Raw genomic sequence first — 22,908 nt, forward strand, 5'->3', positions numbered from 1 at the left:
GGCGTGCGAGGGCTGGCTAGTGGTCGGCGCTGTTCCAGTCCCGGCCCGCGCCGACGGAGACCTCCAGCGGCACCGACAGCGGGTAGGCCGCCCCCATCTCCTGCCGGACCAGCGTCTCCAACGCCTCCCGCTCGTCGGGGGCGACCTCGAAGACCAGCTCGTCGTGCACCTGGAGCAGCATTCGGGACCGCAGCCCGGCGTCGCGCAGCGCGGTGTCGACGCGCAGCATGGCGACCTTGATGATGTCGGCGGCCGAGCCCTGGATGGGGGCGTTGAGCGCCATCCGCTCGGCCATGTCCCGGCGCTGCCGGTTGTCGCTGACCAGGTCGGGCAGGTAGCGGCGGCGACCCAGGACGGTGGAGGTGTAGCCGTCCTGGCGGGCGCGGGCCACCACCTCGTGCAGGTAGTCGCGCACCCCGCCGAAGCCGGCGAAGTAGTTGTCCATCAGCCCCCGGGCCTCGTCGGCGGTGATGCCGAGCTGCTGGGACAGGCCGAAGGCGCTCAGGCCGTAGGCGAGGCCGTAGTTCATCGCCTTGATCTTGCGACGCTGGTCGGCGGTGACCTCGCCGACCGGGACCGTGAAGACCGACGAGGCGGTCGCGGCGTGGAAGTCGTGGCCGGAGTTGAACGCCTCGATCAGCGCCTCGTCCAACGACAGGTGCGCCATGATCCGCATCTCGATCTGGCTGTAGTCGGCGGTGAGCAGGGTCTGGTAGCCGTCGCCCACCACGAACGCCCGGCGGATGCGCCGGCCCTCCTCGGTGCGGATCGGGATGTTCTGGAGGTTGGGGTCGGTGGAGGAGAGCCGACCGGTGGCCGCCACTGTCTGCTTGAACGTGGTGTGGATGCGCCCGTCGTCGGCGACCGACTTGAGCAGGCCGTCGACGGTGGTCTTGAGCTTCGCCACGTCCCGGTGGCGCAGCAGGTGCTCCAGCACCGGGTGCGGGTTCTGGGCGTAGAGCCACTGGAGCGCGTCGGCGTCGGTGGTGTAGCCGGTCTTGATCTTCTTGGTCTTGGGCAACCCCAGCTCCCCGAAGAGCAGCTCCTGGAGCTGCTTGGGCGAGCCGAGGTTGAACTCCCGCCCCACGGCGGCGTACGCGCCCTGGGCGGCGGACTTCACCTCGCCCGCGAAGTGCGCCTCCAACTCGTGGAGGTAGTCCAGGTCGGCGCCGATGCCGACGCGCTGCATCCCGGCCAGCACCTCGGACAGGGGCAGCTCCACCTCGGCCATCAGCCGGGCGGACTGCTCACCGTCGCGGGACAGCTCGGCGTCGATCGCGTCGGCCAGGTCCAGGGTGGCCCGCGCCTGGAGCATCAGGTTCTGCTCGGCCTCGCCGTCGTCACCGAGCCCGTCGAAGGTGAGCTGACCGGTCTCCGGCGCGTCGACCCGCAGCTCGCGGTGCAGGTAGCGCAGCGCCAGGTCGGTCAGGTCGTAGGAGCGCTGGTCGGGACGGGCCAGGTAGGCGGCCAGCTCGGTGTCCCGGGCGACACCGGCCAGGGACCAGCCCCGCGCGGCGAACGCCAGCCGGGCGTGCTTGCTGTCGTGCAGCACCTTGGGCTGCGCGGGGTCGGCCAGCCAGTCGGCCAGGGCGCGTTCGTCGGCCTCGGCCAGCGTCGCCGGGTCGAGCCAGGCGGCCGGGCCGCTGGCCAGCGCGAGGGCCAGCGCTTCAAGCTGCGGCTCGTAGCGCTCGCGGGGGTCCTTCGGCTTGGCCGGGGTCTTCACCGCGACGCCGACCTGGGTGCCGGCGGAGACGTGCGCGGCCAGCCAGTCGACGAGCGCGCCGGCCGTGGTGAGCCGTTCGCCGGCCAGGTCGAAGCCGGCCTCGGCCTCCGGCTCCACCGCCTCCAGGTATTGATACAGCCGGTCGCGCAGGATGCGGAACTGGAGGGTGTCGAAGACCTGGTGCACGGCCTCGCGGTCCCAGCCCTGCCAGCGGGCGTCCTCGGGGCGGACCGGCAGCTCCAGGTCGGAGACCAGGCAGTTGATCTCGTAGTTGCGGATCACGTCGGCGAGCCGCTCGCGCAGGCTGTCGCCGGCCTTGCCCTTGATCTCGTCGGCGTGGGCGATCACGCCCTCGACCCCGCCGTAGGTGTTGATCCACTTGGCGGCCGTCTTCGGGCCGACGCCGGGGATGCCGGGCAGGTTGTCGCTGGTCTCGCCGACCAGGGCGGCCAGGTCGCGGTAGCGCTGCGGGCCGACGCCGTACTTCGCCTCGATCGCCGCCGGGTCCATCCGGGCCAGGTCGGAGACGCCCTTGCGGGGGTAGAGCACGGTGACGTCGTCGCCGACGAGCTGGAAGGCGTCCCGGTCGCCGGTGCTGATCAGCACCTGCATGCCCTGGTCGCGGGCCTGGCAGGCGAGGGTGGCGATGACGTCGTCGGCCTCGTAGCCCTCCCGCTCGACGACCGGGATGCGCAGCGCGTCGAGGACCTCCTTGACCAGGCTGACCTGGCCCTTGAAGTCGGCCGGGGTCTCGCTGCGGCCGGCCTTGTACTCCGCGTACTTCTCGGTGCGGAAGGAGCGGCGGGAGACGTCGAAGGCGACCACGATGTGGGTGGGCTGCTCGTCGCGGAGCACGTTGATCAGCATCGAGGTGAAGCCGTAGACCGCGTTGGTCGGCTGCCCGGTCGTGGTGGAGAAGTTCTCCACCGGCAGGGCGAAGAAAGCCCGGTATGCCAGGGAATGTCCGTCGACGAGGAGCAGGCGCGGCGTCGTAGCTGTCACGGCAGCGACTCTAGTCCGTACCCCCGACAACCCCCGGCGGCGGCACGGCCGACGCCGGGGGTGGCCCGGAACTCAGAGCACCTTGGCGAGGAACGTCCTGGTCCGCTCGTGCCGCGGGTTGGCGATCACCTCGCGCGGGTCGCCGGACTCGACGACCACCCCGCCGTCCATGAAGACCAGCGTGTCACCGACCTCCCGGGCGAAACCGATCTCGTGGGTCACCACGATCATGGTCATCCCGTCCCGGGCCAGGTCCTTCATCACGTCCAGGACCTCGCCGACCAGTTCCGGGTCGAGCGCGCTGGTCGGCTCGTCGAAGAGCATCAGCTTCGGCCGCATCGCCAACGCGCGGGCGATCGCCACCCGCTGCTGCTGCCCGCCGGAGAGCTGACCGGGGTACGCGCCGAGCTTGTCGCCCAACCCCACCCGCTCCAGCAGCTGCGCGGCCCGCTCCCGGGCCGCCGCCTTCTTCTCCCGGCCCAGCAGCACCGGGGCCTCGGTCACGTTGCCCAGCACCGTCATGTGCGGGAAGAGGTTGAACCGCTGGAACACCATGCCTATCGAACGACGCTGCGCGGCCACCTCCTTCTCCCGCATCTCGTGCAGCCGGCCGCCTCGCTCCCGGTAGCCGATCAGCTCGCCGTCCACCCGGATCGACCCGGCGTTGATCTTCTCCAGGTGGTTGATGCAGCGCAGGAAGGTCGACTTGCCGGAGCCCGACGGCCCCAGCAGGCAGCACACCTCGCCCGACCGCACCTGAAGGTCGATGCCCTTGAGCACCTCCAGCGACCCGAACGACTTGTGCACCTGCTCGGCCTGCACCATCAGCCCGGCACCGTCGGCCGGGGCACCGGCAGGTGACTCGGCGGCCGGCGCGCCCGGCTGGCCGGGAATCAGCTCACTCATGCCGGACCCACCGTCCCCGAATTGCCGCCGCCACCGGTCTCCGCCGTCATCCCCCGCAACCGCAGCCGGGCCCGGCCGGCCGGACCGTAGCCCCTGCCGAAGTGCCGCTCCAGGAAGTACTGCCCGACCAGCAGGATGCTGGTCAGGAAGAGGTACCACAGGCAGGCGGCCACGTACATCGGGAAGATCTGGAAGGTCCGCTTGCCGACCGCGTCGAGCTGGAAGAACAGCTCCACGCTCACCGGCACGTAGAGCAGCAGCGAGGTGTCCTTGAGCATCGCGATGGTCTCGTTGCCGGTCGGCGGGATGATCACCCGCATCGCCTGTGGCAGCACCACCCGGCGCAGCAGCTGACCCCGGCTCATGCCCAACGCCTGGGCCGCCTCGGTCTGCCCCTCGTCGACCGACTGGATGCCGGCCCGGACGATCTCGGCCATGTAGGCCGCCTCGGACAGCGCCAACCCCAGCAGGCCGGCCATGAAGCCGGTGAGGATGTCCCGGGAGGAGAAGCCGAACAGCCGCAGTTGCAGGTTGTCGATGCCGAAGAGCTGACCGAGCTGGGTGTCGAACGGCACCCCGAACTCGATCCGGCTCCACAGGATGCCGATGTTGCCGAAGACCGCCAGCAGCACCAGCCGGGGCACCGCCCGGAAGAACCAGGTGTAGAGCCAGGCGACCCCGCGCAGGATCGGATTGTCCGACAGCCGCATCACCGCCACCACCACGCCCAGCGTGACGCCGATGAGCATCGCGCTCACCGTCATCAGCACCGTGCCGCGCAGCAGCCCCTCGATGATCGGCGGACGGAACATCTTGTCCACCATGAACGACCAGTTGAAGGCGTCGTTGGTGACCAGCAGGTGGACGAACATGGCGACCAGCACGGCCAGCACGGCGACCGCGACCCAGCGCCCCGGGTGCCGTACGGGCACGGCGCGGAGAGGCTCCGGCCGCGCCCGTACGGTGGAAGTGTCGTGGGATTCCATGACCTGTTACGGGTTGATCGCGGGGTCCGTGATCGCGCCGTCCGCCACCTTCCACTTGTCCAGCACCGACTTGTACGACCCGTCGGCGATCAGCGCCTTGGTCGCGTCCCGCACCGCCTCGGCGAACGCCGCCTGGTCCTTGCCGACCACGTAGCCGTACGGGGCCGCCTCGTACTGCTTGTCGAGCAGTTCGAGGGCGTCGTTGGACTGGGTCACCGCGAACACCCCGACCGGGTAGTCGGCGAGCATCGCGTCGTCCTTGCCGGAGACCACCGCGGCGGTGGCGGCGTCCTGGCCGGGGAACTGCTCGACGGTGATCGCCGGCTTGCCGGCCTCGGTGCAGGTCTTGGAGCGCTTCTGGATGTCCTCGACCTGGACGGTGTCCTTCTGCACGGCGATCTTCTTGCCGCAGGCGTCGTCGATCGTGACGCCGGCCGGGTTGCCCTTCTTGGTCACCCACTGGGTGCCGACCTGGAAGTAGCTGACCATGTTGGCCTGCTGCTTGCGCTCGTCGTTGATGGTGAACGACGAGACGCCGACCTCGTACTTGCCGGTGCTCACGCCGGAGATGATGTCGCCGAACGGCGCGGAGACGAACTCCGCCTTGAGGCCGAGCTTGGCCGCCACGGCGGTGAACAGCTCGACGTCGAAGCCGATCACCGTCTTGCCGTCGGCGTCGAGGAACTCCGCCGGGGCGTACGTCGAGTCGGTGCCCACGACGATCTTGCCGTCGGCCTTGATCGCGGCCGGGACCTTGTCGGCCAGCGAGGTGTCGGCCGACGCGCTGACCGACGGGCCGCCGCCGGGCTGCTCGGTGCTCTCCTCCTCGCCACAGGCGGCGAGGGAGAGCAGCAGGGCGGTCGCGCCGGCGACGCCGAACGCCGCCCGCCGACCAGGGGTGAGGTGGAACATGGCAGTACTCCTTTGCGAGGGGGGCGACGGTCAGGCCACGCCGAGGTAGGCCTCTTTGACCGACGGGTCGTGCAGCAGCTCCGCGCCGGTGCCGCTCTTGACGATGCGGCCGGTCTCCAGCACGTACGCCCGGTGGGCCCGGGCGAGCGCCTGCTGCGCGTTCTGCTCCACCAGCAGGATCGTGGTGCCCTGCTCGTTGATCTCGGTGATGATGGAGAAGATCTGCTGGATCAGCATCGGGGCCAGACCCATCGACGGCTCGTCGAGCAGCAGCAGCTTGGGTCGGCTCATCAGCGCCCGGCCGACGGCCAGCATCTGCTGCTCGCCGCCGGAGAGGGTGCCGCCGGCCTGCTTGCGCCGCTCGGCCAGCCGGGGGAACAGCTCCAGCACCCGGTTGAGGTCCTGGGCGATGCCCGCCCGGTCCCGCCGGGTGTAGGCGCCCATGTCGAGGTTCTCCAGCACGGTCATGCCGGGGAAGATGCCGCGCCCCTCCGGGGCCTGGCACAGCCCCCGCCGGACCCGCAGGTCCGCCCGGAGCTTGGAGATGTCCTCGCCCTCGAAGCGGATCGCCCCGGAGGCGATCGGCCGGATGCCGGAGACCGCCCGCATGGTGGTGGACTTGCCGGCGCCGTTCGCGCCGATCAGGGCGACGATCTCGCCCTCCCCCACGGTCAGGCTGATCCCGTGCAGCGCCTGGATGCGCCCGTACAGCAGGCTGACGTCGTCAATCTCAAGCAGCATCGTCCGGTACCCCCAGGTACGCCGCGACCACCTTCGGGTTGTCCCGCACCTCGGCGGGCAGCCCCTCGGCGATCTTCTTCCCGAACTCCAGCACCACGATCCGGTCGGTGACGCCCATGACCAGGCGCATGTCGTGCTCGATCAGCAGCACGGTCACGCCGGTGTCGCGGATCTGCCGGATGAGCTGGAGCAGCTCCTCCTTCTCCGCCGGGTTGAAGCCGGCGGCCGGCTCGTCCAGGCAGAGCAGCACCGGGTCGGTGGCCAGGGCCCGGGCGATCTCCAGCCGACGCTGCTCGCCGTAGGACAGGTTGCGGGCGAACTCGTGCATCCGGGGCCGGATGCCGACGAACTCCAGCAGCCGCTCGGCCTTCTCCCGGCCCTCGCGCTCCTCGCGCCAGTGCCGGGGCAGCCGGAACAGCGCCGAGACCACACTGGTCTTGTGGTGCGCGTCGGCACCGACCTGCACGTTCTCCAGCGCGGTCATCTCCGGGAAGAGGCGGATGTTCTGGAACGTCCGCGCCATGCCCATCTTGGTGATCTGGTGCCGCTTCTTGCCGCTGATCTTCTCGCCGCGGAACCGGATCTGCCCCTCGCTGGGCTGGTAGATGCCGGTCATCGCGTTGAAGCAGGTGGTCTTGCCGGCGCCGTTCGGGCCGATCAGCCCGAGGATCTCCCCCTTGTAGAGGGTGAAGTCGACGTCGTTGAGCGCCACCACGCCGCCGAAGCGCAGCGTGACGTGGTCGACCTCCAGCAGCGGTTCCCGCCCGGGGACGGTCTCGACGGCGGGCGCGCCCGCCTGGGCCGGAACGGCCGGGGTCTGTTCGGTGTCACTCACCGACGATCACCTCCTTGCGACGGTCCTTGAACTCCGCCGCCCGTCGTCGGTTCGGGATGAGGCCCTGCGGCCGGAAGATCATCATCACCACGAGCACCAGACCGAAGAAGAGGAACCGGTACTCGTACAGCTCCACGCCGAACAGCTCGATGCCGCGGAACCGCTCGATCATGTACGCCACCAGGCCACCGCCGACGATCGCGCCGACGATGTTGCCCGAGCCGCCCAGGATGACCGCGGCCAGGATGATGATCGAGTTAAGCAGCTCGAAGTTCTGCGAGTTGACGAAGTTCTGCTTGCCGGCGAAGAGCGCACCGGCCAGGCCGGCGATCGCCGCGCCCGAGGCGAACGCCCAGAGCTTGAACTTGAACGTCGGCACGCCCATCAGCTGGGCGGCGTCCTCGTCCTCACGGATCGAGATCCAGGCCCGGCCGACCCGGCTGTGGGTCAGGTTCCGCACCCCGATCACCACCAGGATGATCAGCGTGAGCACCAGCCAGTAGTACGGGCGGGCGTCGAGCACCCCGAAGAACGGCTTGCCGTCGGCGTACTTGCCGGGCGGGTGCGGGATCTGGTTGAAGCCCCGCTGGCCCTTGAGGAACTCGGAGCTGACCGCCGCGATCCGGATCATCTCGGCGAAGCCGAGCGTCACCAGCGCCAGGTAGTCACCGCGCAGCCGCAGGGTGGGGGTGCCGAGCATGATGCCGGAGACCATGGTGAGGGCGATCGCGATCGGCACCACCAGCAGCCACGGCCAGAGCGTCTTGAGGTCGCTGCTCGGCGAGGTCAACACCGCCACGGTGTACGCGCCGACGGCGAAGAAGCCGAAGTAGCCGAGGTCGAGCAGGCCGGCGAAGCCGACCACGATGTTCAACCCGACGGCGAGCAGCACGTAGATCGAGACGGTGAAGAGCACCTGGGTGAAGTTGGAGCCCGTGGTCGGGATCGGCCCCAGGTACTGGTAGAACTCCTTGTTGGGCAGCGCGTAGAAGAACGCGATCAGCGCCGCCAGCGCCGCCCAGCGCACCCAGCGCGGCGCGTCGTGCCACCGCTGCCCGATGGCCTCGCGGCCGTGCCGCAGCCGTGTCCCGATCCCCTGCTGCTGCTCGGGGGTCGGCGGATTAACCGTCGTCGTCATGCCCGTGCCCTTCCCAGCGATTCGCCCAGCAGACCGGTCGGCCGGAACATCAACAGCACCACCAGCACGGCGAAGGCGGCGAAGTCCTTCCACTCGCTGCCGAACAGCCCCGAGGCGTAGTTCTCCACCACGCCCAGCAGCAGGCCGCCGACCAGGGCGCCCCGCAGGTTGCCGATACCGCCGAGCACCGCGGCGGTGAACGCCTTCAGGCCGAGCAGGAAGCCGACGCTGTAGGTCAGGCTCTGGATCCGTACGTCGTAGAGCAGGCCGGCGACGCCGGCCATGGTGCCACCGGCGATGAAGACCATCAGGATGATCCGGTCCTTGTTCACGCCCATCAGCGCGGCGGTGTTGGCGTCCTGGGCGACCGCCCGGATGCCCCGGCCGACCCGGCTGCGGTTGATGAACTGGTCAAGCGCGACCATCATCACCAGCGCGGCGCCGAGGGTGAGCAACTGCACCCCGTCGATCGGCACCCCGAAGAGGTGGAACAGCGGCTTCTGGCTGATCAGGATCGGTGCGCCCTCGGGCCGCCGACGGGTCCAGATGCCGAACGCCTCCGAGATCGCGATCGACGCGCCGATCGCAGTGATCAGGAAGGCCAGGGGCGGCGCGTTGCGCTTGCGCAGCGGCCGGTACGCCACCCGCTCGATCACGGTCGCCGTGCCGGCCGACGCGATGGCCGCGACGATCATCGCGACGAGCAGGTAGAACAGGATCGAGCCGACCCCGCTGACCTGGGAGTCCTGGTCGAGGCCGAAGCCGTTCCAGGTCCAGATGGCGGCGAACGCGCCGGCGATGAAGACCTCGGAGTGAGCGAAGTTGATGAGTCTGAGTACGCCGTAGACCAGCGTGTAGCCGAGCGCGACCAGGGCGTAGATCGCACCCTGTGTCAGGCCGGTCGTGGTGAGTTCCCCGAAGTTGGAGAACAGTCCGTCGAAGTTCACGGGAGGGCCGCTCCGTCAGGTGTGGAGAAACAGGTGGTGCGGCCGGGAGCGAGCTCCCGGCCGCACCCGCGATCTGTCGTCAATCGCTCGCAGCGACCGTGGTCAGGCCTTCGGGATCTCCTGGTCGGGGACGACCTTGCCGCCCTGGACCTTGAACGCCCAGACCTTGACCTGCGCCGGGTCCAGCTCGCCGCCCTCGACGAACTTGTAGTTCGACGCGACACCCTCGCCGTTGTAGCTCTTCACGAACTCCAGCAGGTCGGCGCGGGTGGTCTTCTTGGCCTTGATGCCGGCGAGCAGGATGTTCGCGGCGTCGTAGGCGGTGTCGCTGTAGGTGCCCGGGTCGGCGCCGTTGAGCGCCTTGAACTCCTCGACGAACGTGCCACGGGCCTCGGCGGCCGGCGCGCACGGGCAGGTGAGGATGGTGCCCTCGGCGGCGGCGGCACCGGCGGTGGTGATGTACGCCGGGTCGTTGGAGCCGTCACCGACGACCAGCGGGGCGGTGACCCCGGCAGCGGTGAGCTGCTTGCGGATCAGGCCGGCCTCCTGGTAGTAGCCACCGAAGAAGACGGCCTTGACGCCGGCGGCCTTGACCTTGGTCACCACGCCGGAGAACTCGGTCTGCTTGCCCTCGCCCTGGACCTTGTCCGAGCCGACGACCGCGCTGCCGAGGACCTTCTTGACCTCGTCGGCCAGGCCCGCGCCGTAGGCGGACTGGTCGTCGATGACGTAGACCTTGTCGGCCTTCATCACGTTCTTGATGTAGGTGCCGGCCGCCGGGCCCTGGCTCAGGTCGTTGCCGACCGCCCGGAAGAAGGTCTTCCAGCCCTGCTGGGCGAGGCTGGGGCGGGTGGCGGAGGGGGTGATGGTGACCAGGCCGGCCTCGTTGAACAGCGGGCCGGCGGCCTCGGACTCGCCCGAGTAGGCCGGGCCGACGATGCCCAGGAGCTTGCTGTCGTCGATGGCCTTCTGGGCCAGACCGGGGGCCTGGTCCGGGCTGCCCTGCGAGTCCAGCTCGGCCAGCTCGACCTTGCAGTCGGCGTTTTCCTTGTTGTACTTCTCGACGGCGAGCTTGACGCCGTTCTTCTCGTTGATGCCCAGCGCCGCCGAGCTGCCGGTCAGCGCGCCGAAGAACGCGATCTTGCTACCGCAGCCGTCCCCACCGGACGCCTCGTCGTCGCTGCCGCTGGAGCAAGCGGTGCCGCCGGCGACGAGCGCCAGCATGGCGACTCCACCGATCACGCGTGCGAGCTTCTGCCTCAAGGCCGGAACCCTCCTCCGTCGCATGGTCCGAACCACCCGCTGCCTATTGGCCCTTGCGGGGGCGGACGAACCAGACCGTCGTCGCCGGTCTGGGCCGGGACGTTATCCCACCGGGAAGCTGCGACGTAAGCCCCAGCAAGCGGGGTTGATCGAACCGTTACACGCCGTGGCGGATTCGAAACGATCGCTGTAAGAACCGTCAGATCTGAGGGATCTTCACTTTCTATTCGAAGGTGCGGGAGGGCACCGCCCACCGCCCCCGCCTATAGCCACTCAAACCCGCCCCCACCAGGCATGAGAGGCCCTGCCGTCGTCGGCCAGCAGCAACAGTCGATCATCGCCGCCGGCCACCGTCAGGGCGGTGTCACCGCCATCGACCACCGTCAGCGGCACCCGGACGGAGCGCCACGACACCCCACCGTCGGTCGACACCCACGTAGCGCGACCGGCACCGTCACCGGTGACCGCCACCAGCGCGCCACCCACCACGGTCAGCCCCACCACCGACAGCACGCCCGGCCCGGTCGCCCCGAACCCGCCGACCCGCCGCCACCGCACCCCGTCGTCGGCCCGCCACACGGCGAAACCGTCGGAAACCGCCCCCACCACCACCGGCACGCCGTCGCGCAGCACCACCCGCTCCGCCCGCCCCCGGCCGCCCTGCACCGGCAGCTCCGCCCGCCGAAAGGAGCGCCCGTCGACCGAGGTCCAGGCCATCGGCCGCAGCGCCGAGCCGGCCGCCGGCAGCAGCGACCCGACCACCAGCCAACCCGCCGGCAGCGCCACCGCGTCGTACGCCGCCGTCCGCCCCCGGGCATCCCCGGCCAGCTCCGGCAACCCCTCGGCCAGGGTGAACCCGCCCGCGTCCGGCGACGTCCAGACCGCCGCGCCGTCGGCCCGGGCACCCGCGATCAACCAGCCTCCGGCACCGGCCGCCAGCCGGGCCACGCTGACCGCGCGGGGGCCGCCGAACAGCTCGAACGCCGCCGGCACCTCCCGCAACGGGCCGGCACCGTCGCGGACCCAGGTCCCGGTACGCGGGTTGCCGTGCACCCCACCGTTCTTGGCACCCAGCGCCGCCACCCGGTCTCCGGCGCAGGCCGCCGCGTAGAGCACGTGCTGCCGGCCGTAGAACGTGCTGGCCGCGACCGGCATCGGCACCCAGGTGGCACCGTCCGCGCTGGACCAGGCCGCCGGGCGGCTCCCACCGGCGGCGTCGACGACCCCGCCGACCAGGAACCAGACCCCGGCGCAGGAGACCGCGTCGCGCAGCACCAGCCGGCCGGCCGGACCGGGCGGTGCGGGCAGGGTCGCCTCCCGCCAGGCCGGCTCGACCGCCGCCGACCGCCCGCCACCCGGGCCGGCCTCGTCGTTTCCGGTTCCGGGCCGGTCGCAGCCGGCGACCACCAGGACCAACAGAGCGCACACCACGAGCACGCGCCGGACAGGCATGCATCGATGCTAGGCAGCGGAGCCCCGCCGTGGGGGGCCGGTCGGGCCGCCCGACCGGCGGCCGGCCCGACCGGTCCGGAGACGGGAGCCGGGCGATCGGGGGCGGCGGCCACCGGCCGACCGGTACGCCGTGGTGCGCCCTGCTGCTCCCGGTGGTCACCGGCGTGTGCCGGACCGCGCCTTCACCGGTCGACGTCAGGACGGAACCGGACGACCGTCGGGGCGGATTCGTCCGCCGGTTCGGAGCGGGCCGCCGCGTCGACCGGACAGGGTGGGCCGCCGGGCGGGGAGGAAAGACGGACCGATCGGCGACCGGTACGCCGACGGGTCAGGAGGTGGGCTGCTCGGCGATCTCGCCACCGGCGGTCTCGGCGAGGATCCGCTCGGCGACCTCCTTCATGGTCATCCGGTGGTCCATCGCGGTGCGCTGGATCCACTTGAACGCCTGCGGCTCGGTCATCCCGTACGTCGTCATCAGCGCGCCCTTGGCGCGTTCGACGGTCTTGCGGATCTCCAGCCGGTCGGTGAGCCCGGCCACCTCGGACTCCAGGGCCGCGATCTCGGAGTAGCGGGACAGCGCGATCTCCACCGCCGGCACCAGGTCGCTCTTCTGGAACGGCTTGACCAGGTAGGCCATCGCACCGGCGGCCCGCGCCCGTTCCACCAGGTCACGCTGGCTGAACGCGGTCAGGATGATCACGGGGGCGATCCGGGCGCCGGCGATCCGCTCGGCGGCGGCCAGGCCGTCCATGATCGGCATCTTGATGTCGAGGATGACGAGGTCGGGCTTGAGCTCCTCGGCCAACCGGACGGCGGTCTCGCCGTCACCGGCCTCGCCGACGACCTCGTAACCCTCCTCGACCAGCATCTCGGCCAGGTCCAGTCGGATGAGCGCCTCGTCCTCGGCGATCAGCACCCGCCTGCGCTCGGCATCCGTCTGCGTCTCGGCCACCAGCCCTACCCCCACCATCGATCCCACACCGGCTACCACCCATGCTCCCGCATGAGCCTAGTCGGGTACAGTGAGCCACGCGCCCCTCGGGGTGACGCCGGGATGATGGAATCGGCAGACATGAATGCCTCAAAAGCATTTGCCTTAACAGGCGTGCGGGTTCGAGTCCCGCTCCCGGCACCTTGTCACACACCTGTTCGATGATGCCCCGGTGCATCCACCAGAGATCCGGGCCCGCGCCCGGCAGGTGCACCGCGCCGGCGGTTCGGTCGCCGACGCCGCAGGTGCCGTCGGCCTTCCCTACCGCACCGTCTGGCACTGGTGCAACGACCGTCCCGAGGCGCGGCAGCGGGGCACCGAGCTGCGGTGCTTCCGGTGCCGGGACGGGCTCGACGGTCCGGCCGACCCGGCGGCGTACGCCTATCTCCTCGGCCTGTACCTCGGCGACGGCCACCTGGTGACGACGGCCCGGGTGCCGGTGCTGCGGATCTACTGTGCCGCCGCCTGGCCGGGGCTGGTCGACGCGTGCGACCTGGCCATGCGGGCCGTGCTCGCCACGACGGTGCAGCGGGTGCGCAAGCAGGGCTGCGTCGGCGTGCAGAGCTACGGCCGGCACTGGCCGTGCCTGTTTCCCCAGCACGGGCCGGGCCGCAAGCACGAACGCCGTATCGGCCTGGCCGACTGGCAACGCGAGATCGTCCAGCGCCAGCCGGGCGACTTCCTGCGGGGTCTGTTCCACTCCGACGGCTGCCGGGTGGACAACCGGGTGACCGTGCGGGGGGCCGACCGTACGTCTACCCGCGCTACCACTTCAGCAACGAGTCCACCCACATCATGGGTCTCTGCCAGTGGGCACTCGACATGATCGGTGTCGCCTGGACGATGAACCGCCGCAACTGCCTGTCGGTGGCGCGGCGGGCGGCGGTCGCCACCCTGGACGGCCACGTCGGCCCCAAGCACTGACCCGTCAGCAGGGCCGACCGCCCCACCGGACGCTCACCCCGCCGCGAGCGCGCGGGCCAGGTCGGTCCACAGGTCCTCGGGGTCCTCCAGGCCGACCGAGATCCGCAGCAGCCCGTCGCCCGGCTTCGCCTCCCCGGCCACCGGCCGGTGGGTCAGCGAGGCGGGATGCTGGATCAGGGTGTCCACCCCGCCCAGCGACACCGCGTGGGTGATCAGCCGGCAGGCCCCGGCCACCCGGGCGGCGGCCGGTGCGCCACCGCGTACCTCGACGGCGAGCAGGCTCCCGGTGCCGGCGAGCTGCCGGCCGACCAGCCCGGCCGGGTCGTGCACCGAGGGGTGGTGGACCCGCGCGACGGCCGGGTGCCCGGCGAGCCGCAGGGCCAGCTTCTCCGCGCCGGCCTGCTGTGCGCGGACCCGCAGCGGCAACGTCTGCAGGCCCCGGTGCAGCAGGTACGCGCCGAGCGGGTGCAGCACCGCGCCGGTGACCGCGCGCACCTGGCGCAACCGGGCGGCCCAGTCGGCGTCGCAGGCCACCACCCCGGCGAGCACGTCGCCGTGCCCGCCGATGCTCTTGGTGGCGCTGTGCAGGACGAGCGTGGCGCCGTGCCGGGCCGGCTGCTGGAGCACGGGGGTGGCGACGGTGTTGTCGACCAGCAGCGGGACGTCGCCCACGGCTGCGGCCAGGGCGGCGATGTCGACGAGGTCGAGGGTGGGGTTGGCCGGGGTCTCCACGACGACCAGGCCGGTGTCGGCCCGTACGGCGGCGGCGACCTCGTCGGGACGGGCCCAGCTGACCTCGGTGCCGAGCAGGCCGGTGGCGAGCACGTGGTCGGTGCCCCCGTAGAGGGGACGGACGGCGACGACGTGCCGGCGGCCGTCCCGGGTGGCCGCGAGCAGGGCCGCGGTGAGCGCGGCCATGCCGCTGGCGAAGGCGACCGCCGCCGGGGTGCCTTCGAGGGTGGCCAGCGCGGTCTCGAAGCGGGCCACGGTGGGATTCCACAGGCGCTGGTAGACGGCGCTGTCGCCGGGCGGGAGGGTGCCACCGGTGGCGAGCAGTTCGTAGGCCGCGCCGCCGGCCTCGACCGACGGCAGCGGGTTGGTGGTGGACAGGTCGATCGGCGGTACGTGCACCCCGAGGGCAGCGAGATCGTCCCGGCCGGCGTGCACGGCCCGGGTGTCCGGGGAGGTGTCGTCGAGGGTCGCCCCGACGCTGGTGATGGGGTTCATGCCGTAGCCGCCGTCATGCCGGAAGCCTCGAACATCAGCATGACGGCGGGCAAGACTTTCGAACGATATTCTGGCGGGGCAGCTATTCCTGTGCTCGGATTCGCGGAAGGATGCGGGGATGCCCTCCGCACCGAACGATGTACGACCCTTCGCCACCCTGGACGACGTCGACCGCGCGATCCTGGCCGAGCTGGCCGCCGACGGCCGGCTGCCGAACAACGCCCTCGCCGAACGGGTGGGGGTGGCCCCGTCGACCTGCCTGACCCGGACCCGGGCGCTGCGGGACTGCGGGGCGATCCGGGGCTTCCACGCCGAGGTGGACCCGGCGGCGGTGGGGTTGCCGTTGCAGGCGCTGGTGTCGGTCCGGCTGACCGCGCACGAGCGGGCCGCGGTGGACGCCTTCCGGGCCCGTTCGGTACGGCTGCCCGGGGTGGTGTCGGTGTTCCACGTGGCGGGCGCGGAGGACTACGTGCTGCACGTCCGGGCGGCGTCGGGTGACGCGCTGCGCGACTTCGTCCTGGACCAGTTGGCGGTGGACCCGGCGGTGCAGCACACCCAGACCAGCCTGATCTTCGAGCAGGCCCGCGGTCGGGGCTGACCCCGTCACCCGCCGGCCACCGCCCGCCCGCCGGCCGGCCACGGTCCGCCCGCTCGCCCCACCCGCTCGCCCGCTCGCCCGCCGAGATCGACTCGACGGCAGCGATGTAGCGGTATCCGCAGCGCCTGATGCCGCGACATCGCTGATGTTGCGATGTCCGCCTCCCCCGGGCCCGGGCCGGGCACGGTCCCGGACCACGGACCGGGCTCGACCAGGGAACAAGTCCGGGCCGGGACGGGTTGGGCACAGGTGTGATCGACGTACCGTTGTCTGTTCTTGATCTTGCTCCGGTCGCCGCCGGGGCCACCGCCTCCGAGGCGCTCGGGCACACCACCGAGCTGGCCCGCCGGACCGAGGAACTGGGCTACCGCCGGTTCTGGGTGGCCGAGCACCACAACATGCCGGCGATCGCCAGCTCCGCCCCGGCGGTGCTGCTCGCCCACCTGGCGGCGCACACCACCACGATCCGGCTGGGCTCGGGCGGGGTGATGCTGCCCAACCACGCGCCGCTGGTGGTCGCCGAACAGTTCGGCACCCTGGAGGCGCTGCACCCGGGCCGGATCGACCTGGGCATCGGCCGGGCCCCCGGCACCGACCAGCGGACCGCGCTGGCGCTGCGGCGGACCATGGAGGGGCTGTCGGCGGAGGGCTTCCCCCGGGAGCTGGCCGACCTGATGAACTACTTCAGCGGCGACGACCCGGGCGCGATCACCGCCAGCCCGGGGCTGGGCCAGTCCCCCGCCGTCTGGCTGCTCGGCTCCAGCGGGTTCAGCGCCCAGCTCGCCGGGCTGCTCGGGTTGCCGTTCTCGTTCGCGCACCACTTCAGCTCCCAGCACACGCTGCCCGCGCTCCAGCTCTACCGGCAGAGTTTCCGCCCGTCGCGCTGGCTGACCGAGCCGTACGCGATGGTGGCGGTGAACGTGGTCTGCGCCGACACCGACGAGCGGGCCGAGTGGCTGTCCGGGCCGGCCGGGCTGTCGTTCCTCAAGCTGCGCTCGGGGCGGCCGGAGCCGCTGGCCAGCCCCGAGGACGCCGCCCGGTACCCGTACACGGAGCTGGAGCGGGAGTTCGTGCGGCAGCGCCGCGACGGTCAGGCGATGGGTTCACCGGAGACGGTCCGCCGGCAGCTCACCGAGCTGCTGGACCGCACCGGCGCGAACGAGCTGATGCTCACCACCATGGTGTACGACGTGGCCGACCGGGTGCGCTCGTTCGAGCTGGTGGCCGAGAAGGTGGTCGGCGGGCTCTCCCGGGGCGTCTGAAACACGCTCTTCATAGCCACGTCACCCCACCGTTGCGGACGACCTCTAACTTCATTACCGGTGGTGGTACGGCACTCCCGGTCGGGACGGGTCGGGGGTGCTGCGGTGTGGTGCACCGGGTCGCCAGCTGAGCGGATTCCGCGGCTGGCGACCCGGTGCCTGCTTTTGTGGGGGCCCGGCTGATGCCGGGCCCGCACCGTCAGCGCAGGTAGATGTTGGGCGTGGGCGGGGTCGGCATGCCGTCACCGATGAAGAAGCCCGGGTGCGGCGGCTGGTTGTAGGCGGTGTTCTGCCAGGCGATCGCCGCGCGGTACTGGGCGTCGTGCATCAGCGTGTAGATCCGGGTGCTGGTCGGCGTGGGCGTGCTGTAGATCCGCAGCGCCCGGCTGTCGCTGGTGCGCCAGATCACCTCCTCGCGCCAGTCGCCGAGGATGTCGCCGGACAGCGCCGGGGTCGACTTGGTGCCGTTGTTGGAGGCGACGTCGCTGCCGGTGAGCAGCCGGGTCTCGCCGCCGGTGCCGTACTTGTCGATCTTGGTGGCGTCGAGGAGTTCCCGTACCGGGTCGCCGTCCCACCAGGCGAGGAAGTTCGCCGACGACGGCTTGCGGCCGATGTTCTGCCCCCGGGTGTTGGCCAGCCCGTCGACCGCCGACGACCACGACTCGGCGCCGGGGCTGCCGGCCCAGATGTCCGCCGAGACGCCCCGGCCGTTGTCGCCGTTGGCCGCGGTCTTCCAGATGATCTGGCCGGTGCGCGCGTCGGCGAAGTACGAGCTGGGCTTGCTGGCGTCCTCGTCGACCTTGAAGACCTCCAGGCCGGAGCGGCCCGGGTCCAGGTCACCGACGTGCAGCGCGTCGCCGTGACCGTTGCCTGTCGAGTAGAGCAGCCGGCCGTTGTCGTCGATGGTGGCCGCGCCGTACACGATCTCCTGCCGGCCGTCGGCGTCGACGTCGGCCACCGAGAGCTGGTGGTTGCCCTGGCCGGCGGCGGCGGAGTTGCCGGAGGCGTTGGAGTCGAACGTCCACCGCTTGGTCAGCGCGCCGTTGCGGAAGTCCCAGGCGGCGATCACCGCGCGGGTGTAGTAGCCGCGTGCCATGATCAGCGACGGCCGCTGACCGTCCAGGTAGGCGGTGCCGGCGAGGAACCGGTCGACCCGGTTGCCGTACGAGTCGCCCCAGGAGGAGACGGTGCCGCGCGGCGGGTCGTAGTTGACGGTGGAGGCGATCGCGCCGGTCTGCCCGTTGAACATGGTCAGGTACTCGGGGCCGGACAGCACGTAGCCGCTGGAGTTGCGGTAGTCCGCCGACGACGAGCCGATCAGCTGACCGGTGCCGGAGCGGGTGCCGTCGGCGGTCTTCATCGCCACCTCGGCCCTGCCGTCGCCGTCGTAGTCGTACACCTGGAACTGTGTGTAGTGGGCCCCGGCACGGATGTTGCGACCCAGGTCGATGCGCCACAACCGGCTGCCGGTCAGGGTGTACGCGTCGACGTAGACGTTGCCGGTGTAGCCGGACTGGCTGTTGTCCTTGGCGTTGGACGGGTCCCACTTGAGCACGATCTCGTAGTCGCCGTCGCCGTCGAGGTCACCGACGCTGGCGTCGTTGGCCGAGTAGCTGTACGCCTCCCCGGCCGGGGTGGTGCCGCCGGCCGGCGGCTGGATCGGCACGTCCAGGTAGCCGTTGGCGAACTGGAGGGCGGGTGCGGACGCCGCCTGCTCGGCACCGCCCACCACGGCCCGCACGGTGTACGCCGAGCCGGCCGCCGCCCCGCTGTCCAGGTAGTTGGTGGCGCCGGTGATCGGTGTGGCATTGACCCTGGTGGAGCCCCGGTAGAGGTTGAACGACACCCCGGAGGTCTCGGTGCCCAGCAGCCGCCAGGAGACCAGGTTCCCGTTGCCGGAGCGGACGCTGATCAGCCCCCGGTCGAGATCCTCCAACTGCTTGGCCCCGGCCGGCGGGTCGGTCGGCGGGGGCGTGGTCGGTGGCGGTGTCGTCGGTGGCGGTGTCGTCGGGGGTGGCGTGGTGGGTGGGGGCGTGGTCGGCGGCGCGGTCGTCGGGGGCGCGGTGGTCGGCGCGGTGCCGCCGGTGCAGGTCGTGCCGTTGAGGGCGAAGCTGTCAGGCATCGGGTTGCTGGCGTTGTTCCACGACGCGTTGAAGCCGAAGTTCGCGGTGCCGTTGGTGCCCAGCGCGGCGTTGTAACCGGCGTCCTTGGCGCTGACCTGCGCCCCGGACTGGGTGACCGTGGCGTTCCACGCCTGGGTGACCTGCTGGCCGGCGGTGTAGGACCAGGTCAACGTCCAGCCGTTGATCGGGTCACCGAGGTTGGTGACGAGGACGTCGGCGCCGAAGCCGCCGCCCCACTGGCTACTGATCTTGTAGTCGACCCGGCAGCCGGCGGCGGCGGCCGAGGCCGTCACGGTGGTGAGGGTGCCGGCGGCGAGGGTGGTGGCCGCGGCGGCGGCGAGCAGCGCGGCGCGTCGACGGGTGGGGCTCAGGTGCACGGAAACGCCTTTCGCGGAGGTCAGCGCACGGTGGCGGAGCCGGCCTGCCCGGACCGGCGGGATGACGCCGCGCTGACGGTGGTGACGGACGCCTTTGCATCGACATCCATAGTTCGACTCCGCGCAGTCGGATCGTAGGACAACGCTTTCCGCCCGCACAAGCCGTACCCGCTCTTGCTCCCGGCCGGCCCACCTGATCGACTCGGCGGATGGCTGAGCACATGGACCCCGAGGAGTTCCGCCGCGCCGGGTACGCGGTGGTCGACTGGGTCGCCGACTACTGGCGGACGCTGGACCGACGCCCGGTCACCCCGCAGGACCCGCCCGGCACGGTCACCGCCGCCCTGCCGGCCGGCCCACCCACGCACGGTGAGCCGGTCGCGGCGATGCTGGCCGACCTGGACGCGATCATCGCGCCCCGGGTCACCCACTGGCAGCACCCCGGCTTCTTCGGCTACTTCCCGGCCAACACCAGCGGCCCCAGCGTGCTGGCCGACCTGGTCAGCTCGGGCCTCGGCAGCCAGGGCATGCTCTGGGCCACCAACCCGGCCGGCACCGAACTGGAGACGGTCGTGCTGGACTGGCTGGCCGACCTGATGGACCTGCCCGCGCGGTTCCGCTCCACCGGCACCGGCGGCGGCGTCATCCAGGACTCGGCCTCCTCGGCGACCCTGGTCGCCACCCTGGCCGCCCTGCACCGGGCCAGCGGCGGACGCTGGCGGGAGGTCGGCGTCGACCGCCGCTACCGGGCGTACACCTCGGCGCACGGGCACTCCTCGATCGAGAAGGCGGCCCGCATCGCCGGGCTCGGCGAGGCGGGCGTGCGGACCGTCGCGGTGGACCCGACGACCCAGGCGATGCGGCCAGCGGCGCTGCGCGCGGCGATCGAGGCGGACCTGGCCGAAGGCGTGGTGCCCGCCATCGTGGTGGCGACCATCGGGACCACCTCCACCACCGCCGTCGACCCGCTGCCGGAGATCGGCGCGATCTGCGCCCGGTACGGCGTGTGGCTGCACGTCGACGCCGCGTACGCCGGGGCGGCGGCGGTCTGCCCCGAGCTGCGCTGGACGCACGCCGGGGTGGAGCACGCCGACTCGTACTGCTTCGACCCGCACAAGTGGCTGCTCACCGGCTTCGACTGCGACGCCTTCTGGGTGGCCGACCGGGGCGAGCTGATCGAGGCGCTGACCGTCATGCCGGAGTTCCTGCGCAACGCGGCGAGCGAGTCCGGTGCGGTGATCGACTACCGGGACTGGCAGGTGCCACTGGGCCGCCGGTTCCGGGCGCTGAAACTCTGGTTCGTCCTGCGCTGGTACGGCGTCGAGGGACTGCGTGCGCACCTGCGCGCAGGGATCGCCCTGGCCGACCGGTTCGCCGGCCTGGTCCGCGCCGACGACCGGTTCGCCCTCGCCGCCCCGCACCCGTTCTCCCTGGTCACGTTCCGGCTGCGGGCCGGTGACGAGGCCGGCGCGGCGCTGCTGGCCCGGGTCAACGACAGCGGACAGGTCTACCTGACCCACACCCGGGTCAACGGCCGGTACACCCTGCGCCTGGCCGTCGGTTCGCCGCTGACCGGGCCGGAGCACGTGGACCGGGCCTGGGCGCTGCTGTCGGCAGCGGCGACCGACCTGCTCGCCGGGCACCCGGCCCCGTCCGGACCCGCCCCGGGCGGCGCGCTTACCGGGTGACCGTCGCCGCCCCGTGCCGGGTCACCGGCGGTGTGCGACGGTCAGTGTGGCGGGCGGCGTACCCCTGTCGGGGTTCAGCGCTCGACGACGGCCAGCCGGTCGTCGGCCCCGACCGGGGCGGACCCGGCGACGGCTCCGGCCCCGACGACGGCAGCCGCGGTGTCCGGCGACGGCGTCGCACCGGCGGCGGGCGTGTCGGCGGTGGCGGCGACAGTGGCGGTGGTGGTGGCGGCGTCGACGATGGCGCGGGCCCGGCGGGTGCGGCGCAGCGCCCGGACGGCGAACGTCAGGGCGACCACCCAGCCCACGGCGAGCAGCACGTAGACAACCGGGCGGACGGTCGAGCCGGCGTCACCGGCCTTGAGCAGGATGCGGGCGTTGGTCAGCACGATCACCCCGCCGATGGTCGCGCCCAGCAGTTGGGCGGGGACGATCCGCACCAGCCAGGCGGCCACCGGCGCGGCGATCAGGCCGCCGATCAGCAGCGCCGCGACGGTCGGCAGCAGGAAGCCCTCGCTGCCCAGGCCGATCAGGAAGCCGATGCTGGCCGCTCCGGCCACCACGAACTCGGCGGTGTCCACCGAACCGATCACCTTGCGGGGCTCCATCCGACCGGAGACCAGCAGTGCCGGGGTGGCCACCGGGCCCCATCCCCCGCCGCCGGTGGCGTCGACGAAGCCGGCGACCAGGCCCAGGGGGCCGAGGAACCGGCCGCGCAGCCGCCCGGCACCGGAACGCTGGCGCAGCGGCCGGGAGAAGCGCACCAGCAGGTACGCACCGAGGGTGAACAGGATGCCGGCCATCCACGGGGCGGCGTTCTCGGTGGAGATGGAGCTGAGGAAGGTGGCCCCGACGAACGCGCCGACCGCGCCGGGCAGGGCGATCCGGGTCACCACCCGCCAGTCGACGTTGCCGAACCGCCAGTGGGCGACACCCGCGGCGAGCGTGGTGCCGATCTCGGCGAGGTGCACCGACGCCGAGGCGGCGGCCGGGGCGACCCCGACGAAGAGCAGCAGGGTCGACGAGGTCAGCCCGTACGCCATGCCGAGCGCGCCGTCGACGAGCTGCGCGGCCAACCCGACCAGAGCGAGGATCAGAAGCTTGCGCACGAGCCCTCCGAACTTTTCGGCATCTCCTATCGACTTGGTCGAGAATGCGGCACGGGACGCTCCCCGGTCAACCCCCAGATCGGTGGGTGGGACGGGTCCGGCGCAGCGGGACGCCCCGGCCTGAACCCCGCAGACCAGGTCAGACGCCGGCAGACCGGGTGCAGTGGGCAGGTCCGGCGGGCCCGGTACGGCAGGCAGGTCCGGCGGGCCGGGTACGGCCCGGGGGCGTCAGCTCCAGGCGCGCGGGTCGGCGGCCAGCTCGGTGATCCGGCCCGGCAGCACCCCGGCCGCCACGTCGGCGATGGTGACCTGCTCCAGGATCTCCCGTTCGCTGGCCCGCAGCGCGATCCAGACCTCCTGCAACGCGCGGGCCGCGCCGTGGTAGCCGAGCTGCTCGGGACGCTGCCCCCGGACGTGGGCCAGCGGACCGTCGATCACCCGGATCACCTCGGCGAGGGAGATCTCCACCGCGGGCCGGGCCAGCCAGTAGCCGCCCTCCGGGCCCCGCTGGGCGTGCACGATGCCGCCCCGGCGCAACTGCAGCAGGATGCTCTCCAGGAACTTCGGCGGGATGTCCTGCGACCGGGCGATCTGCTCGGCGGTGACCGGACGGGACCGGCCGGAGTCCGCGCCGTCGGCGACCGACGCGAGTTCGGCCGCCGCACGCAGTGCGTAGTCGACCCGGGCGGAGAGGCGCATGGCCG

The 22,908-nt window shown here is 71.8% G+C and carries 19 protein-coding genes and 1 tRNA gene; 5 read left to right on the forward strand and 15 right to left on the reverse strand.

Features of this window, described 5'->3' with window-relative positions; genetic code table 11:
• Nucleotides 1–16: 16 nt before the first annotated feature.
• The 11 genes from polA to ACN261_RS31070 form a co-directional block, all read right to left on the reverse strand.
• Nucleotides 17–2,725, reverse strand: coding sequence for a DNA polymerase I (polA, locus tag ACN261_RS31020; protein WP_421483377.1), 2,709 nt, complete (start codon nucleotides 2,723–2,725; stop codon nucleotides 17–19).
• 72 nt (nucleotides 2,726–2,797) lie between these two features.
• Nucleotides 2,798–3,631: an amino acid ABC transporter ATP-binding protein gene (locus tag ACN261_RS31025; protein WP_425853510.1), complete on the reverse strand. Its 834-nt coding sequence runs from the start codon at nucleotides 3,629–3,631 to the stop codon at nucleotides 2,798–2,800.
• Entirely contained in the window at nucleotides 3,628–4,617 is a 990-nt protein-coding gene (locus ACN261_RS31030) for an amino acid ABC transporter permease (RefSeq protein WP_425853511.1), read from the reverse strand. The genes ACN261_RS31025 and ACN261_RS31030 overlap by 4 nt, the downstream gene beginning before the upstream one ends.
• 6 nt (nucleotides 4,618–4,623) lie before the next feature.
• The gene (locus ACN261_RS31035) at nucleotides 4,624–5,529 is read right to left on the reverse strand and encodes an ABC transporter substrate-binding protein (protein WP_421483378.1); all 906 of its coding nucleotides are present in this window, start codon (nucleotides 5,527–5,529) and stop codon (nucleotides 4,624–4,626) included.
• A 30-nt stretch (nucleotides 5,530–5,559) separates the two neighbouring features.
• Nucleotides 5,560–6,270: an ABC transporter ATP-binding protein gene (locus ACN261_RS31040; RefSeq protein ID WP_204926046.1), complete on the reverse strand. Its 711-nt coding sequence runs from the start codon at nucleotides 6,268–6,270 to the stop codon at nucleotides 5,560–5,562.
• Nucleotides 6,260–7,105: an ABC transporter ATP-binding protein gene (locus ACN261_RS31045; protein ID WP_421483379.1), complete on the reverse strand. Its 846-nt coding sequence runs from the start codon at nucleotides 7,103–7,105 to the stop codon at nucleotides 6,260–6,262. Before ACN261_RS31045 ends, ACN261_RS31040 begins: the two co-directional genes overlap by 11 nt.
• Nucleotides 7,098–8,243, reverse strand: a complete 1,146-nt coding sequence (locus tag ACN261_RS31050) for a branched-chain amino acid ABC transporter permease (protein WP_421483380.1) — start codon at nucleotides 8,241–8,243, stop codon at nucleotides 7,098–7,100. Before ACN261_RS31050 ends, ACN261_RS31045 begins: the two co-directional genes overlap by 8 nt.
• Complete coding sequence (locus ACN261_RS31055) at nucleotides 8,240–9,190, reverse strand: branched-chain amino acid ABC transporter permease (protein WP_088643114.1); 951 nt, start codon at nucleotides 9,188–9,190, stop codon at nucleotides 8,240–8,242. Before ACN261_RS31055 ends, ACN261_RS31050 begins: the two co-directional genes overlap by 4 nt.
• Before the next feature lie 102 nt (nucleotides 9,191–9,292).
• Nucleotides 9,293–10,453: a branched-chain amino acid ABC transporter substrate-binding protein gene (locus ACN261_RS31060; RefSeq protein WP_421483381.1), complete on the reverse strand. Its 1,161-nt coding sequence runs from the start codon at nucleotides 10,451–10,453 to the stop codon at nucleotides 9,293–9,295.
• A 273-nt stretch (nucleotides 10,454–10,726) separates the two neighbouring features.
• Nucleotides 10,727–11,905, reverse strand: a complete 1,179-nt coding sequence (locus ACN261_RS31065; RefSeq protein WP_425853513.1) for a hypothetical protein — start codon at nucleotides 11,903–11,905, stop codon at nucleotides 10,727–10,729.
• Between the two features lie 328 nt (nucleotides 11,906–12,233).
• Nucleotides 12,234–12,857 carry an ANTAR domain-containing response regulator gene (locus ACN261_RS31070; RefSeq protein ID WP_088643111.1) on the reverse strand — a complete coding sequence of 208 codons (624 nt, stop codon included), beginning with the start codon at nucleotides 12,855–12,857 and terminating at the stop codon, nucleotides 12,234–12,236.
• Nucleotides 12,858–12,953: 96 nt separating this feature from the next.
• On the opposite strand from ACN261_RS31070, the gene ACN261_RS31075 reads away from it, so the two are divergent.
• Nucleotides 12,954–13,037: transfer RNA gene (locus tag ACN261_RS31075), tRNA-Leu, on the forward strand.
• A gap of 31 nt (nucleotides 13,038–13,068) precedes the next feature.
• On the forward strand, nucleotides 13,069–13,722 hold the full coding sequence (locus ACN261_RS31080) for a transcriptional regulator (RefSeq protein ID WP_425853514.1): 654 nt from the start codon (nucleotides 13,069–13,071) through the stop codon (nucleotides 13,720–13,722).
• A gap of 131 nt (nucleotides 13,723–13,853) precedes the next feature.
• Here the strand turns inward: ACN261_RS31080 and ACN261_RS31085 are convergent, their stop codons facing one another.
• A complete protein-coding gene (locus ACN261_RS31085; RefSeq protein ID WP_425853515.1) occupies nucleotides 13,854–15,047 on the reverse strand; it encodes a trans-sulfuration enzyme family protein in 1,194 nt (397 codons plus the stop codon).
• 118 nt (nucleotides 15,048–15,165) lie between these two features.
• Between ACN261_RS31085 and ACN261_RS31090 the strand changes: the two genes are divergently transcribed.
• Nucleotides 15,166–15,645: an Lrp/AsnC family transcriptional regulator gene (locus ACN261_RS31090; protein WP_145920916.1), complete on the forward strand. Its 480-nt coding sequence runs from the start codon at nucleotides 15,166–15,168 to the stop codon at nucleotides 15,643–15,645.
• Between the two features lie 251 nt (nucleotides 15,646–15,896).
• The gene (locus tag ACN261_RS31095; RefSeq protein ID WP_425853516.1) at nucleotides 15,897–16,907 is read left to right on the forward strand and encodes an LLM class flavin-dependent oxidoreductase; all 1,011 of its coding nucleotides are present in this window, start codon (nucleotides 15,897–15,899) and stop codon (nucleotides 16,905–16,907) included.
• 199 nt (nucleotides 16,908–17,106) lie between these two features.
• Here ACN261_RS31095 and ACN261_RS31100 read toward each other — a convergent pair whose 3' ends face one another.
• Complete coding sequence (locus ACN261_RS31100) at nucleotides 17,107–19,407, reverse strand: cellulose binding domain-containing protein (protein ID WP_425853517.1); 2,301 nt, start codon at nucleotides 19,405–19,407, stop codon at nucleotides 17,107–17,109.
• A gap of 209 nt (nucleotides 19,408–19,616) precedes the next feature.
• On the opposite strand from ACN261_RS31100, the gene ACN261_RS31105 reads away from it, so the two are divergent.
• Entirely contained in the window at nucleotides 19,617–21,095 is a 1,479-nt protein-coding gene (locus tag ACN261_RS31105; RefSeq protein WP_425853518.1) for a pyridoxal-dependent decarboxylase, read from the forward strand.
• 74 nt (nucleotides 21,096–21,169) lie between these two features.
• Here the strand turns inward: ACN261_RS31105 and ACN261_RS31110 are convergent, their stop codons facing one another.
• Nucleotides 21,170–22,204, reverse strand: a complete 1,035-nt coding sequence (locus ACN261_RS31110; protein ID WP_425853519.1) for a sulfite exporter TauE/SafE family protein — start codon at nucleotides 22,202–22,204, stop codon at nucleotides 21,170–21,172.
• A 228-nt stretch (nucleotides 22,205–22,432) separates the two neighbouring features.
• Complete coding sequence (locus ACN261_RS31115) at nucleotides 22,433–22,903, reverse strand: RrF2 family transcriptional regulator (protein ID WP_421483389.1); 471 nt, start codon at nucleotides 22,901–22,903, stop codon at nucleotides 22,433–22,435.
• Nucleotides 22,904–22,908: the final 5 nt, after the last annotated feature.

It is taken from the genome of Micromonospora sp. WMMD723 (assembly GCF_049863385.1).
Lineage (GTDB): Bacteria > Actinomycetota > Actinomycetes > Mycobacteriales > Micromonosporaceae > Micromonospora > Micromonospora wenchangensis.

What these genes read in the sequence shown, in the direction of transcription:
- ACN261_RS31025 (WP_425853510.1), bottom strand. Translation starts at nt 3,631, where the DNA reads ATGAGTGAGCTGATTCCCGGCCAGCCGGGCGCGCCGGCCGCCGAGTCA.
- ACN261_RS31030 (WP_425853511.1), bottom strand. Translation starts at nt 4,617, where the DNA reads ATGGAATCCCACGACACTTCCACCGTACGGGCGCGGCCGGAGCCTCTC.
- ACN261_RS31035 (WP_421483378.1), bottom strand. Translation starts at nt 5,529, where the DNA reads ATGTTCCACCTCACCCCTGGTCGGCGGGCGGCGTTCGGCGTCGCCGGC.
- ACN261_RS31040 (WP_204926046.1), bottom strand. Translation starts at nt 6,270, where the DNA reads ATGCTGCTTGAGATTGACGACGTCAGCCTGCTGTACGGGCGCATCCAG.
- ACN261_RS31050 (WP_421483380.1), bottom strand. Translation starts at nt 8,243, where the DNA reads ATGACGACGACGGTTAATCCGCCGACCCCCGAGCAGCAGCAGGGGATC.
- ACN261_RS31065 (WP_425853513.1), bottom strand. Translation starts at nt 11,905, where the DNA reads ATGCCTGTCCGGCGCGTGCTCGTGGTGTGCGCTCTGTTGGTCCTGGTG.
- ACN261_RS31085 (WP_425853515.1), bottom strand. Translation starts at nt 15,047, where the DNA reads ATGAACCCCATCACCAGCGTCGGGGCGACCCTCGACGACACCTCCCCG.
- ACN261_RS31090 (WP_145920916.1), top strand. Translation starts at nt 15,166, where the DNA reads ATGCCCTCCGCACCGAACGATGTACGACCCTTCGCCACCCTGGACGAC.
- ACN261_RS31105 (WP_425853518.1), top strand. Translation starts at nt 19,617, where the DNA reads ATGGCTGAGCACATGGACCCCGAGGAGTTCCGCCGCGCCGGGTACGCG.
- ACN261_RS31115 (WP_421483389.1), bottom strand. Translation starts at nt 22,903, where the DNA reads ATGCGCCTCTCCGCCCGGGTCGACTACGCACTGCGTGCGGCGGCCGAA.